10 protein-coding genes are annotated in these 14398 nt (G+C 66.7%); 2 read left to right on the top strand and 8 right to left on the bottom strand.

The annotated features are described in order from the left end of the window. Positions 1–20: 20 nt before the first annotated feature. From ACZLHH_RS13455 to ACZLHH_RS13420, 8 genes are all read right to left on the bottom strand, one after another. Positions 21–977: a type II secretion system F family protein gene (locus ACZLHH_RS13455; RefSeq protein ID WP_180844361.1), complete on the bottom strand. Its 957-nt coding sequence runs from the start codon at positions 975–977 to the stop codon at positions 21–23. A 2-nt stretch (positions 978–979) separates the two neighbouring features. Further along, positions 980–2329 carry a TadA family conjugal transfer-associated ATPase gene (locus tag ACZLHH_RS13450; protein WP_049398477.1) on the bottom strand — a complete coding sequence of 450 codons (1350 nt, stop codon included), beginning with the start codon at positions 2327–2329 and terminating at the stop codon, positions 980–982. Next, positions 2314–3570: a CpaE/TadZ family protein gene (locus tag ACZLHH_RS13445; protein WP_107432186.1), complete on the bottom strand. Its 1257-nt coding sequence runs from the start codon at positions 3568–3570 to the stop codon at positions 2314–2316. The genes ACZLHH_RS13450 and ACZLHH_RS13445 overlap by 16 nt, the downstream gene beginning before the upstream one ends. Before the next feature lie 27 nt (positions 3571–3597). Continuing rightward, complete coding sequence (locus tag ACZLHH_RS13440; RefSeq protein WP_049398479.1) at positions 3598–4956, bottom strand: type II and III secretion system protein family protein; 1359 nt, start codon at positions 4954–4956, stop codon at positions 3598–3600. Positions 4957–4974: 18 nt separating this feature from the next. After that, positions 4975–6012: a Flp pilus assembly protein CpaB gene (cpaB, locus tag ACZLHH_RS13435; protein WP_180844362.1), complete on the bottom strand. Its 1038-nt coding sequence runs from the start codon at positions 6010–6012 to the stop codon at positions 4975–4977. A 23-nt stretch (positions 6013–6035) separates the two neighbouring features. Next, entirely contained in the window at positions 6036–6512 is a 477-nt protein-coding gene (locus tag ACZLHH_RS13430; RefSeq protein WP_049398481.1) for a TadE/TadG family type IV pilus assembly protein, read from the bottom strand. Further along, on the bottom strand, positions 6509–7054 hold the full coding sequence (locus tag ACZLHH_RS13425; protein WP_032128071.1) for an A24 family peptidase: 546 nt from the start codon (positions 7052–7054) through the stop codon (positions 6509–6511). Before ACZLHH_RS13425 ends, ACZLHH_RS13430 begins: the two co-directional genes overlap by 4 nt. A 66-nt stretch (positions 7055–7120) precedes the next feature. Further along, entirely contained in the window at positions 7121–7312 is a 192-nt protein-coding gene (locus tag ACZLHH_RS13420; RefSeq protein ID WP_019337868.1) for a Flp family type IVb pilin, read from the bottom strand. A gap of 686 nt (positions 7313–7998) precedes the next feature. On the opposite strand from ACZLHH_RS13420, the gene ACZLHH_RS13415 reads away from it, so the two are divergent. Together ACZLHH_RS13415 and ACZLHH_RS13410 are read left to right on the top strand one after the other, a co-directional pair. Next, entirely contained in the window at positions 7999–8979 is a 981-nt protein-coding gene (locus tag ACZLHH_RS13415) for an AraC family transcriptional regulator (protein ID WP_032128070.1), read from the top strand. Between the two features lie 235 nt (positions 8980–9214). Beyond that, the gene (locus tag ACZLHH_RS13410; protein ID WP_197573198.1) at positions 9215–14341 is read left to right on the top strand and encodes an ESPR-type extended signal peptide-containing protein; all 5127 of its coding nucleotides are present in this window, start codon (positions 9215–9217) and stop codon (positions 14339–14341) included. The last annotated feature ends 57 nt before the right edge of the window (positions 14342–14398 follow it).

Below are 14398 nucleotides of genomic sequence, written 5' to 3'. Positions count from 1 at the left end.
TCCGGCGGGGCGAAGGGGGTTCATAGCGACTTGGCCAGGCGATACAGCAGGAAGCCACCGACAAGTTCCATGCCCAGTGCAAGCAGCAGGATCTTGTGGCCGAGCGGAGCGTGCAGCACCGGCTGGAAGAAGTCCGGGCTGGTGATCGCCATCAATACCGCGCAGGCCGGTGGCAACAGGCCCAGCACCCACGCTGACATCCGCGTCTCCGAGGTGGTCGCTGCAAGCTCCTGCTGGGTCTGTTCCAGATCGCGCATGAAATCGCCCATGCGCTGCAGGATCTGGTCGGAGCGCCCGCCGATGCGCACGCTGACACCGATCACCACCGACAACACCTTCAGCACATCCATGCGATAGGGATGCGAGGCCTGTGCGAGTGCACGGTCCAGCTCCATGCCGCTGCGTGCAAAGCGCACCGTGGTGTCCAGCAGCCCGCGCAACGGCGCGCTGGTCTGCATCGACGCAACCTGGAACGCTGCCTGCAGGCTGTTGCCCAGTGCGGTCAGCCGCACCAGGTTGTCGAGGAAGTCCGGCAGCTGATGCAGCAGTTGCGCACGCAGCTTCGTGGTCCGCCGCATCACCCACAGCCAGCAGCCAAGCAGGTACAGCAGCAGGGTCAGCGGAAACATCCAAGCGGTGCCCAGCCGCAGCATCGCCACCACCGACAGTATCAGCCCCGGTACCAGCAGCATGATGGGAATTTTCCAGCCGGTCTGCAGCCCTGCGCGCTGCAGCAGGCCATCCAGCGGCAGCACGCGGCGCCCGGCGCTGGCGGGTCGCGCCGGGTCGTTGGCAGCGGTGACGGACGGCCCGGCGGGTGCTCCGCCCGTGGCGCTTCCGCGCGAAAGCTGCTGCTCGGCGTGCCGCATTGAAACCTGGCGTTGCTCACGGCTGCTGGCCGTGCCCCACAGCCAGGCTGCCAGCGCCAGCAGCACCGCGATGATGCTCAGCATGCCCAGCAGCGCGCCGGTTCCCATGCTCAGAAGTCTCCGTAGAGCGATTCGCGCAGCTGCTGGCGGAACGGCTCCAGCTTGTGCGAGTGCGGATGGAAGCCCAGCCCGACCCAGCGATCGATCTCTTTGCCGTTGCCGTCGATCTGCAGCTCGTGGCGGAACATTTCCTGGGTGGTGATCAGGTTGTCGCTGACACCGGTGATTTCCGTGATCGAGACCAGCACGCGCCGGCCGCTGCCCAGGCGCGAGATCTGCACGATGAAATCGATGGCACTGGCGATCTGCCGACGCAGGCTGTCCTCGCTGCCCTGGAACCCGGCGAACCCGGCCAGCATCTCGATGCGGTACAGGCAGTCGCGCGGCGAGTTGGCATGGATGGTGGCCATTGAGCCGTCATGGCCGGTGTTCATCGCCTGCAGCATTTCCAGCACCTCGGCACCGCGCACCTCGCCGACGACGATGCGGTCGGGGCGCATGCGCAGGCTGTTGCGGACCAGATCGCGGATGCTGACCGCACCGTGCCCTTCGGCGCCGCCGATACGGCTTTCCAGGCGAACTACATGCGGGTGGTTGAGCGAGAGCTCGGCGGTGTCTTCGACGGTGATCACGCGCTCGTTCGCGGGGACGTAGCTGGCCAGGGCGTTCAGCAGCGAGGTCTTGCCCGAGCTGGTGCCGCCGGACACCAGGATGTTGCAGCGACCCAGTACCATCGCCTTCAGCAAGGCCTGCATCGGCGCATCGAAGGTGCCCTTGGCCAGCAGTTCATCGGGGGTGAACGGGTCCTTGCGGAACTTGCGGATGGACACCATCGGTCCATCCACCGCCAGTGGCGAGATGATCGCGTTGAGACGGCCGCCGTTGGGCAGGCGCGCATCGACCATCGGATTGGAGTCATCCAGGCGGCGCCCAAGCGGGGCGAGGATGCGGCGTAGGATGCGCAGCAGATGCGTGTCATCGGTGAAGCGCTGGGTGGCCCGCTTGAGCTGGCCGCCCTGGGACACGTGCACATCCTTGAAACCGTTGATCAGGATGTCTTCGATGGACGGGTCGTGCAGCAGGTCGTCCAGCGGGCCGAAGCCGGTCAGCTCCTTGACCAGGCCGTCGGCGACCACCTGCATCTCCTCTTCGTTGATCGGGATGCGCCACTCCTGGATGAAGCCCACCGTCTGCACCTGCACCCAGCGGGCGATGGTGTCGGGGGCCCAGGAATCGATGTCGATTCGCTCGTCCTCGATGCTGTTGAGCAGGTGCTCATGCGCGGCCGACAGCACCTTCTGGTACTGCTCGGTCTGCGCGAACGGCTGATGGCCCGGCGAGCTTTCGGGCAGCACCGGCCGGGCAACGGCATGCGGGAACGGGGTTACCTTGTCTTCCATTGCGATCCACCCAGGGCAAGGGAGAGTCTTTCCCGCAGGCCCTGCGCCCGGACCGGGCAGGCAGCCGGATCCAGGCGCGAAACCAGCGGGGCGAGGGCACGCAGGTAGGGGTCGCGCGGCGCATCCTGCAGCAGCAGGTGGCCCTGGCTGGCAGCCAGGCGCACGCGCGGTCGTTCGGGAAGCGTGGCCAGCAGGGGAACCTCGAAGCGGCGCGCGATCTGCTCCGGGCTCATGCCGCTGCTGTCATCGTGGCGGTTGATCACCAGCTGCAGGCGCTTCTCGCGTTCGCGCTGGCCGGCAAGATGCTTCAGTGCCTGGTCGAGCGACACCAGTGTGGCAATGGAGGCATCGGTGACCAGCCAGATCTCGTCGGCCTGGTCCAGCAGCAGCGGCGGCAGCTGACGCAGCGGGCAGCCACCGGCATCACACAGCACGCTGGCGAACACGGTGCGCAGGCGCTGCAGCAGCGCACCCGGATCGGACGGCGGTATCGCATCGCTGCCGCTGGCGCGGTCCAGCAGCACCAGTCCGGAATCGTGACGGGCCATGGCCGTACGGGCGAGGGTGGCGTCGATGCGACTGGCGTTGCGCAGCGCGTCTTCGTAGTGGAAGCGGCTGTCCAGGTTGAGGTACAGGGCGAGGTCGCCCGAAGGCTGGGCCAGCTCCATCAGCAGGCCATCCTGCTGCAGTGCCTCGCCCTGTGCCAGTGCACGGGTCTGCTGTGCCAGCACCGAAAGATGCGCGGCCAGCGTACTGGTGCCGACCCCGGCGCGCACGCCCAGCAGGACGATCAGGCGGGCCTTGTGCGCCTGCTGCGCGGCGGCAGCCGGTCGTGGTGACAGGGCGCGACGCAGCGCGGCCTCGATGCCGACGTTGTCGCTGTCCAGGTCCAGCACATCACGCAGGCCCGCCCGCAATGCGATGACAACGCCTTCCACCTGGCCGGCACTGGTGGCACCGACTGCAACCAATGCCAGATCCGGCTCGGTCTGCTGCAGTTGCTGCGCCAGCACGCTGGAGGCGGCCGCATGTTCCGGGCGGAAGTCGAGCAGGACAAGGCTCTGCGGCCCGCGTTGCAGGTCCTGGGCGGAGGTCGGCGTGCTGCTGTCCTGCCAGTGCAGGGTGGTGGTTGGCGGCAGTTTCGCCGCCAGCCGGGGCAGCAGTTCGCGATCCATTCCGTACAGGACCAGGTTCATCGGCGGTCCTTGCGGATGCAGCGGCTGGGCAGTGGCGTAGGGCATGGGCGTGGTATCGCAGGCATCATGGAATCAGCGTGAGAAGCCGGGCACCGGGTCCTGGCTGATAGGACCCAGCAGCCAGGCGCCCCATTCGGGCATGTGCGGCTTGGCCTCGCGGTCGCCGGGCAGCGGCAGCTCGGTGTTGCGTGCCAGCGGCTTCACCAGGCGTGGCGTGACGATGATCACCAGTTCCTTGTCCTGGCGCTTGTAGTCGAAGTTGCGGAAGAACGAGCCGATGATCGGCAGGTCACCCAGCAGCGGGATCTTGCCGACGCTGGAAACCACGTTGGAACTGACCAGGCCACCGATCACGAAGCTCTCGCCATCGCCCAGTTCGACCGTGGTGTCGGCGCGGCGGGTGGTGATGGAGGGAATCTGCACGCCGTTGAGCGCGATGGCGTTGCTGTAGTCCAGGTCGCTGGCTTCCGGTGCGACTTTCAGGGCGATGCGGTTCGGTGCCAGTACCGTCGGTGTCACGGTCAGGCCGATGCCGAAGGGCTTGTAGGTGATGGTGGTGGTGCCCAGTCCCTGCGGTTCCAGGATCGGCAGCTCGCCGCCGGCCAGGAAACTGGCGCTCTGCCCGGACAGCGCGACCAGTGTCGGCTCGGCCAGCACACGCGCCATGCCATTGCTCTGCAGCAGGTCGACGTCGGCATTCCACAGGCCCTTGGTCGAGCCGAACACCAGGCGGAAGGCCGAAGAAATGGGCGATTCGGCTTCGTTGCCGGAGTTGCCTTCCTTCATGCCGGGCAGGATGCCGGTATTGCCCGGCAGCTGGCCGCCCGGGCGGGCGAAGCCGTAGGCGAAGTTGCCATTGCGGTTCTGGAAGCTGATGCCGATCTGCTTCAGTGCGGTCTTGTTGAACTCGACCACCTTGACCTCGACCTGGACCACGCCGCCGCTGCTCACCGTGGATGCGTCGGCAAGCAGGCCATCCTTGCCCAGGGCCATGGCGGCAGTCTTCTGCTCCTGCATGTGTGACAGCACGCTCTCGGTGCTTCCCTGCAGCAGGCCCTGATTGTCCTGCTGGGTGAATACCAACCCGTTCGCGCCGGCGTCGGCGGCACCCTGCACCGCACTTTGTACCCGCACCTGCAGGCGCTGTGGTTCGGTCTGCTTGCGGTGCCAGAGCAGGAGCGTGGTGGTGCCCGGCGCCTTGCCGACCAGCAGGGCCTGGCGCTGGCCGCGCAGCATCACGATATCGGCCACGCCCGGATCGGCAATGGCGACCCGCTCCAGATCACCCGGCAGGGTCCAGGGGCGCTGCTCACGCGCCTGCAGCACCAGGTCGTCGGCGGCCACGCTTGTCGCCGGTGCCAGCAGCACCAGCAGCAGGGCCAGCCAGCGCTGGCGGGGGGAAGGGCGTGGACTGCGGCGACGTTCGGTCATGGATGCGCTCGATGCAGGTCAAAGGGAACCACGGGGGGCGGAGCTCTCACCTCGGATGATTTCGATGCCCGGTGCGCGTGGGGCGCTGCGCCGTGGTGCGGGCACGCGTGCCGGGGCATCCTGGGTGCTGCGCGCGGTTGCGTTGCTGCGGCCGGCCAATGCATCGCCGTCGATGCCGGCGAAGGCGTGATTCTCTGGCCGCTGCAGCGCAAGCTGCTGTTCCGCATCCAGGCCACGCAGTGGATCAATCACCCCGCGTGCCTGCGGGAACAGCGCCAGATCGGGCTGGCCGGAATCGGCAGGGTTGCGCAGGGCGAGGAACAGCTTGCCCTGCTGTGCACCCAGCAGCAGCCGGTTGGCATCGGCCACCGGCACCGCCAGTACCGCGCTGCGTGCCGGCTGGGCGGTCCCGCTGCCCGTGCTCTGGGTGCTGCTGCTTCCGGTGATGTCGGCGGCGCGTGGATCGTTGCGGCCATCGGCCTCGTTGCTGGCAACAGCGTCATGGTTGGCCGGGGCGATGTCCTGCTGGCCATAGCTGAGCACGCGCAGGCGCGACAGCAGCAGGCGCGTCTGTGCTGCGTCGGCCGGGCCGCCGGCAGTGGATTGGGCATTGCGCAGGTTGAGGAACACGTCGACGAAATCACCGGGCAGGATGCGGTTGCCGGCCCCCACCAGCTCGTCGACCGGGACCGCCAGTGCGCGTTCCCCGGGGCGCAGCTGCAGCGAGAATCCCTGTGCGAGTGCGTTGCTGCTGATCGCCGTGCCTTCGGCGATGTCCTGCACCGGCACCTTTCCGACCACGGCGGAAATGCTGGTGGCGGCACCGGAAACCGGGGCGCTGCGCTGTGCGAGACGCAGTCCGTTGGCAGAGATCGGTTCGCCGGCCGGCAGTCGCGCCACCGCTTCCACCACGGTGATCGCCTGGGCTTCGCTCTGCGTCATCGGGGCAACCGTGGCCGGTGCGGCCGGCTTGCGCCCGATCATCAAGGCGATCACCGCCAGCAGCACGGCCAGCCCGATCAGGGCGACGGCAGCAATGCGGGTCAACTTGAGCATGGAACCGTCTCCTGTACCGAACGTCAGTTGCCGCTGCCGAGGTCGAGCTGAGCGACCGCGACGCTGCGGATGGGAGCCCGCATCACCCACTTGTAAAGCGTGGCGGTGCCGGGCAGGAAGGGATGGCTTGCGTAGTCGTAGCTGACCGTCACGGTCATGCACTGGGCGCTGGCCAGTCCGGCGCAGGGGGCCTGCGCGGAGACCAGAATGGCGTTGTTTCCGCCATTGCTGCAGTCGACCGGCTGACCCGAGAAGTTCAGCAGCCACTGCATCGAACTACGCGCCGCAACGCAGGCGGCAGTACGGCGTTCGTTGGCGCTGCCATAGCGCAGCGATGCACGTGCACCCTCGGCCGAGGCGGTTGCCAACGTCTGCTGGGCCGCCATGATCATTACGCCGGAGAACGTGAACAGCAGCAGCGGCAGCAGGCCCAGCATCAACATCAGCGCGAACTCGATGCTGGCCGCGCCACGTTGCCGGCGTCGGTTGTGGATGTTCATGCCACACCTCCGTACGTGCTGATCAGGACCCAGGCGATGGCGGATACCGCCAGGTAGGCGGCGTAGGGAATGCCTTGGCGTCCCTGGCGGGCGCTCTGCATCCCGCGCAGCGCCGGGTGCGAATGCCATTGCGAACTTGCCCGATGCATATGGGCTTGAAGGCCGATGGGCAGTACTGGACCCAACCGTCGCGATACCAGCACCAGTGCGGCATGTGCGCCCGCTGCCAGGCTGGCCGCGATCCAGATCGGCAGTAGTGCCTGCCAGCCCAGCATCAATCCCAGTACCGAAAAGAACTTGACATCACCGGCGCCCATCCAACGCACTGCATGGAAAGGCAGCAATGCGACCAGGCCGAGCGCCGCGCCGGCAACGTGGGAAGCCCACGGCAGGCGCGGCGCGTTGAACTGTCCGGCGATGAGCACGACAACGGTGATCGCGCATGCGGACAGCAGCCAGGCGTTGGGCACCCGACGGGCGTACAGATCGCTGATCGCGATCCGCAGGCACACACCGATGGCCAGCAATCCCAGCAGTGTCATCGCACCCTCCATTGTCCGTCAGTGGACGCTCAGCAGTTGCTGTCCCTGATCAGCCTGGGACGCGGCTCAGGCCGGCGTGTTGCCCGATGCCTTGTCGGCAAGCTTGGTGAGATTCTCAAAGAGCGTTTCGAAGAAATCCTTGATCTGCGTGCTGCCCAGTGCGATCAGGACACCCGCAATCACAGCCGCCAGCAGGCCGTACTCGAGTGCGGTGACGCCATCTTCTTCCTTCAGGAACTTGCGGATCGATGCGTTCATGACGTTTGTCTCCCTCTACCTGTCTGCTACAGGACACCTGTTGGGCGGTGGCCCGGCTCCGCCGGGATCGTCCGTGGACCTCCACACGTCCTGGCGGAGGAGGCACGGCGGGATGGACCCGCTGTGCTCAAGCAGGGTGATCGTTTCCAGGCGGGACGCCGTTCGCGCAACCGCGACCGCGCGGCGCGGGGCCGGTGGTCGACGTGTCGAGCGATACGTGCATGGTCATGCTGTCCCCCCGGGTGCGGTCATTATCAAAGACCGGATCACCGTGTTATCGACTTTGCCTGAATGGCGGCCGGCTGCAACCGGAACCTATATGCAAATTCGGCAGAATCCCATTGGTCCTTAATTTCAAAGCCGGGTTCTGTGACGGAAATCCGTTCGCCCGCACAACGATTCATCGACGTGCAGATAATGTGAGGCAGGCTTCAGGTCGCATGCGAAAACTGTGCCAAACGCGACAATCTGATTTTCACCTCTGTATCCATCTTGTTCAACGCGGTGCAGATGTTTACCCCGTTGAATTATCGGGCATACTCGCATTCAAGTACTCGCGTTTCTTTTGGGGTGCGCACCTTGGCGGCGCGCATCCCGGTGATGGAAGAGATTCCATGAGAGGTGCGCGCCCTGTCAGGCAGTGGGGGCCGCATCGCACGGCGGATAATCGGGGGGACGACACTGTCATGGTCGATGGTGGGGTAGGAGACAGCGACGACAGCGGCCTGCGGTCGATCGACCTGGCGACGCTGAGCGGCGTGCTTCGTGTTTGTGATGTCGAACTGCTTCTGCTCGATGGCAATGGGCCGCGGGCGGCCTTCGCGTCACGCGTGCACGAGGAGGCGTTGTTCTGCAGCATCAGCTGTGGATTCCATTGCCGTGGACGTTTCATGCTGCCCCCGGACTGGGCGATGCTGGGGTATCTGCATGCGACCGATGAAACCCTGAGCTGGTGCCATGGCGTACCGCTTGCCCCTGGGATGGCGCTGACCGTGATGCCCGAGGGCATCAGCGAGTTCACCCTGAGCCCGGGCACGCACATGACCCTGATGCTGGTGCCGGTGGCACGGGTGCAACGCAAGCTGACCGAATTGAGCCTACGCAGCACGCCGCCGGCCGGACAGGCGCTTTCACTGTTCAATCTCGCCAGCGAGGCCGCCCCGCTGGCACAGCATTACCAGCAGCTGCACCTGCAGCTGGGCCAGGGCACGGGCCTGCAGCCGGAAGAAACCGAGCGGCTGCTGCACGAACACGTGCAGGCACTGCTGGGTGCGGGTTCCGCCGAACGCCCGGGTTGCAGCCGTGCGCGGCGCACGCATTATCTGATCGCACAGCGGGCGGAAAACTTCATGCGCCTCAACCTGCGCCGCAATATCTACATGAATGAGATCTGCGACGCTGCCGGTGTCAGTGAGCGTGGGCTGCGCTACGCGTTCGAGGACCTGTTCGGTACGTCGCCCAATCGTTACCTGTCGATGCTGCGCCTGTGCGCAGCCTGCCGCAGCCTGTCGATGGCCGATTCCAGCCGCCGTTCGGTCAAGGCCATCGCCCTCAGTTGTGGCCTGTGGGACCTGTCGCGTTTCGCCGACAACTACCGCAAGGTCTTTGGTGAACTGCCGCGTGACACGCTGATGCGCGCACCCGCGCAGATCGGCCAGCCCGCCTGATCCAGGCCCCATAAGGGTTTCCCGGCGGTTCCTGCCGGAATTGCATATCCGCTTGCCGATATGGTTGCCGCTTCTGCATAACCGGCTGCCGATTCCGACCGTGGATTTGCCGGAATGCGCGATTGCCGTGCCGGAATGAAGTGCGCAGCCGCCGTTGCAAACGCTGAAATGTCAGTCACCTGCCTAACGGCAAGTCCACTGACATTCCAGTTGTTCGCCTACGGGGGAAATGCTCATGAACCGCATCTACCGGCGTGTATGGAACCGCCAGCTCAATGCTCTGGTTGTGGCCTCGGAACTGGCCACCGGCGATAGCGGCGGCAGCGCCGCCCGCGATCCGCGCAGTGTCCTGCTGATGCCGACCGCACTGGCCCTGGCCCTGCTGTGTGCGCTGGCCAGCGGGCATGCAGGAGCATCCGAATCCAATCAGTCGCTGCGTGATCTGCAGGCACTGGCCGCGAAGTACGCGCAGCCGATGCCGGTCAAGGTCGACGCAGAAGTCGCGCTGGCCGCGGCATCGCGCCAGGCGCAGAGCAGTCCGGCGATCAGCGCAGACGCGCGTGTGGGCCTGCAGCTGAGTACGACCTCGCTGCCGATCGTGCGCGACGTGCTGCCGGCTACCGTACAGGTGAAGCTGGCGGCGAACGCCGCGCCGAAGCAGGTCGCGGTTCCTGCACTGGCCGCCGATGTTCGCGCCAATGTCGGGCTGGGGCACGCAGCGTCCAATGTGGCGAAGATTGATGCCTCACTGGCGGCCAACGTTGCGCCGTCCGCGCATGCGCCGCTCGGTGTGGCTGCGGATGCGCAGGCGAAGGCCAGGGTTGGCATCGCCGGTGCCCAGGCGGCCTCGATCGATACCGGTGCCAAGGCGGCCGCCGCTGTTGCTGGCGCATCCGCTGGCTCGCTGTCCGGCCTCAAGGCGTCCGTTGACGGCAAGGTGGATTCGCAGCTGAAGCTGGCGGGCCACCAGATCGATGGTCAGGGGCAGGTCAAGGCGACGGCGGCGGTCACGTTGCCGGCAAAGGAGGAGCTGCCGGGCGAGACCCATGATCGTGCGATCACCGCAGCTTTCGATACCGGTGTTGCCGGCAAAGTGCGCGTGCAGGCGCCCGATGGCCAGGAAGTCGTGGCCGACCGCAATCTGAAGCTGGCCGGCCAAGCGACTGTGGCAGCGCAGAACAACGCACTGGGCGTGGGTGGCCTGGTGGGCGGCGTTGTCGGCGCGGCAGGTGGCGCCGTGGGTGGCGTGCTTGATGGCACCGTCGGCAACACGGTTGGTGCGGTGGGCGGAGCAGTGGGCAGCACGCTCAATGGCGCCGTTGGCACGGTTGGTGCAGTCGGCGGCACTGTGGGTGGTGCACTCAACGGCACGGTCGGCTCGGTCGGCAGCGCCGTCGGCGGGGCACTCAACGGTGCGGTTGGCACGGTTGGTGCAGTCGGCGGAACTGTGGGTGGTGCGCTCAACGGCACGGTCGGTTCGGCCGGCAGCACCGTCGGCGGGGCACTCAATGGTGCGGCTGGCACGGTGGGTGCAGTCGGCGGAACCGTCGGTGGTGCGCTCAACGGCACGGTCGGTTCGGTCGGCAGCACCGTCGGCGGCGCACTCAATGGTGCGGTTGGCACGGTGGGTGCAGTGGGTGGCGCCGTGGGCGGCACGCTCAACAATACAGTGGGTGCAGTGGGCAGCACCGTCGGCGGTGTACTCAATGGCGCTACAGGTGGCAGCACCGGCGGCCTCGGTGGCCTGCTGGGCGATACGCTCGGCAATGTCGGCGGCGCCGTCGGTAACCTGCTCAACGGCAACCTCAATGGCACCATCGGCAATCTCGGCAGTGCCGTGGGTGGCCTGGTCGGTGGCACGCTGAGCGGCCTCGGCCTGACCAAGCCCTCGGCGATTCCGCCGACCAGCCCGAAGGCGCCGGCTCCGGCCGATCCGAACGCGGGCCTGATCATCGGCACCGGCGGCCTGGTTGGCAACGTCGGGCAGCTGATTGGCCCGACCACCACCAGCCTGTTTGGCGGCAACGGCTACCTGAGCAACGGCAACCTCAAGCTCAGCAATGCCAACGTGATGCAGACCTACTCGACGGTCAATGTGCTGGGCCTGCCCGTGGTCAACCTGTCGCCGGTCGGCAGCACTCTCAACGGCCTGGGTGGCGCCGTCACCGGCGGTAGCTCGCACCTGACCCTGATCGGTGGTGTCACCTCCGACAGCTACATCTACAACATCAACAACGGCAATCCGGGCGGCCTGCTCGGGCTGCTGCTGCCGAAGGATTCGCCGGCATGGGCGGCCAAGTGCCTGGATATTGTCCTCGCCGACATCTCCTGCTGGGCAGTCAATGCGGCGCAGGACTACCAGGTGCTGATGGGTGACGGCGCCTTTGCCAACGGTTCGAAGGAAGTGGTGATCGGTGCCAATGCCCGCCACGAGCTGCCGAAGGTCGATGCCAACGTGGCCTTCCCGGGTGCAGGTACCAATGACCCGAGCAACCCGACCGGCGTGCCGACCGCGGACTACGCCGCACGCATGGGCCATTCGGTGATCGTCGGCGACAGCGCGGTGGGCACGGCCAACGGGCAGACCCTGCTCGGTGCCGAGGCCACCTCGAACCAGGCCAATTCGGTTGCACTGGGCTACCGCTCGGCCGCGCTGCGTGGTGCCCAGGCCAGCTACAGCGCCTATGGCCTCACTGCGCCGCAGGTCTCGGCCGGTGAAGTGTCGGTGGGTACCGCCGGTGGCGGTGAGCGCCAGATCACCAACGTGGCCGCCGGTAGTGTCAATACCGATGCGGTCAACGTGGCCCAGCTGAAGGGTGCCATCAGCCTGATCGATGATGTGGCGGCCGCTGCGGTGACCTACGATCTGGACGGTGCCGGCAATCCGAACTATCGCCGCGTCACGCTCGGTGCGGGCACCGGCACTACCACCATCGGCAACCTGGCCGGCGGTGCGGTCACCGCAGGCAGCCTGGAAGCGGTCAATGGCGGCCAGTTGGCGGCGACCAATGCGGCCATCGCCAGCTTCTTCGGCGGTCGCGCAGCCTTCGATCCGGCCAGCGGTGCATTCACCGCACCACTGTTCGAGATCAGCACCATCTCCACCGGCGGTGCGATCGCCAAGGGTCTGTATGAGAACGCCACCGATGCCTTCGCCGCGGTCGATGGTTCGCTGGTCAACCTCAACACGCAGATCACCGACATCCGCAACGGTGGCACCAAGTACCTGCGGGTGAACTCGACCGGTACCGAGGCACTGGCCAGCGGCGCCGACTCGATCGCGGTCGGTACCAACGCCCGCGCCACCGCCGCCAACAGCATCGCGGTGGGTGCCGGCAGCCTGGCTGACCGTGCCAACAGCGTGTCCATCGGTGCCGCCGGTGCTGAGCGTCAGGTCACCAACCTGGCTGCGGGTACCGCAGCGACCGATGCGGTCAATGTCGGCCAGCTGCAGGCGTCGGAACAGGGGGCACTGCGCTATGACCTCAATGGCGACGGCAGCGTCAACTACGCCAGTGCCACGCTCGGCCAGAGCGGCACCGCAACCACGCTGCGTAATCTCGGCCCGGGCCAGGTCAGTGCCACCAGCAGCGAGGCCATCAACGGTGCCCAGCTGTTTGCGGCCAACCAGGCCGTGGCCACCCACCTCGGTGGTGGCGCAGCGGTCAACGCCAGCGGCGTGCTGACCGCACCGACCTACTCGATCAACAACGTCGCCGCCAACGGCACCGTGACCAAGGGCAGCTACAACGATGTCGGCACCGCCTTCGACGCGGTCAGCAACTCGCTGGCCAACGTCGCCGACCAGACCGATGAGATCGACAAGCTGGCCGTGAAGTACGACGTCGATGGCAGTGGCAACGTGCTCAACAGCGTGACGCTGACGGGTACCGGCACCGCCGCGGTGAAGATCACCAACGTCGCCGCCGGCAGCATCCTGGCCGGCAGCAGTGATGCCATCACCGGCGACCAGCTGTTCAGCACGAACAGCACCATCGCCAACTACTTCGGTGGCACCACCGCGTACAACGGCACCACCAACCTGTGGACCGCGCCGAAGTTCAGCATCTCCAGCATCGCCACCGACGGCACCTTTACCAGCGGCGACTACAACAATGTCACCGCCGCCTTCACTGCGGTGGACGGCTCGCTGAAGGTCCTCAACCAACGCATCACCAACAGCAGCGGTGGCAGTGCCTACCTGGCAGTGAACTCGACCGCAGCGCCTGCAACGGCTGCCGGCGCGGAAGCGGTGGCGGTCGGCCCGCAGGCCAGTGCGGCCGGTGCCAACAGCGTGGCGGTCGGCAACGGTGCCAGCGCCAGTGCCGGCAACAGCGTCGCCCTGGGTGCCGGGTCGGTGGCCAGCGTCGGTGCGCAGAGCGGCTACACCGGCGCCTATGGCCAGACCGGCGCCAGCAACTCGGCCGGTGAGGTTTCGGTCGGCAGCACCGGAAGCGAGCGCAAGATCACCCATGTCGCCGACGGTTCCGATACGTACGACGCAACCAATGTCGGCCAGCTGAAGAACGGCGTGAACTACGCCATCGACGAATCGAAGAAGTACACCGACCAGAAGATCCAGAACATCACCAACGTGGCCGGCAGCTTCCGCGCCAACAACACCAACAACCTGGCCGATCCGTCCGCCAGCGGTGCCAATTCGGCCGCAGGTGGCGCTGGCTCCACCGCCGCCGGTGCCAACTCGACCGCGCTGGGCAATGGCTCGCAGGCGCAGGCCGACAACTCGGTGGCGCTGGGTGCGGGTTCGGTGGCGAACCGGGCCAACACGGTCTCAGTGGGTGCCGCCGGTGCCGAACGCCAGGTGGTCAACGTGGCCGACGGTTCGCAGGCGACCGACGCGGTCAACGTACGCCAGCTGCAGGCCTCGCAGCAGGGCACGATCCGTTACGACACCACGGTGAACGGCGCGACCAACTACAACAGTGTCACGCTGGGCAGCACCAACAGCGGCCCGACCACGGTGCGTAACGTCGCCGCCGGCACCGCCGGTACCGACGCAGTCAACGTCGACCAGCTGAAGTCGGGCATGGCGCAGACCCTGGACTGGTCGAAGGCCTACACCGACGAGCGCATGGGTGGCTTCGAGCGCGACCTGCGCAAGACCGACAACCGCGCCTCGGCCGGTATCGCCTCGGCAATGGCCACCGCAGCACTGCCGCAGCCCAGCGAAGCGGGCCGCAGCATGGCCTCGGTCGCCGCCGGCAGCTACAACGGCGAATCCGGCGTTGCGGTCGGCATCTCCGGTGTCTCCGAAGGAGGGCGCTGGATCTACAAGTTCAGCGGCTCCACCAACAGCCGTGGCGAGGCCGGTGTGGCCGTCGGTGCCGGCATCCAGTGGTGATCCCCGCCGCCGGGCCGCACGCGCGGCCCGGCATCGCGGAAACGTCCAAAGGGGGAA

This window comes from Stenotrophomonas sp. 28608_Sma (assembly GCF_056486185.1).
Note: the sequence above shows the minus strand (reverse complement) of the source record. Positions and strands in the feature narration are given on the sequence as shown.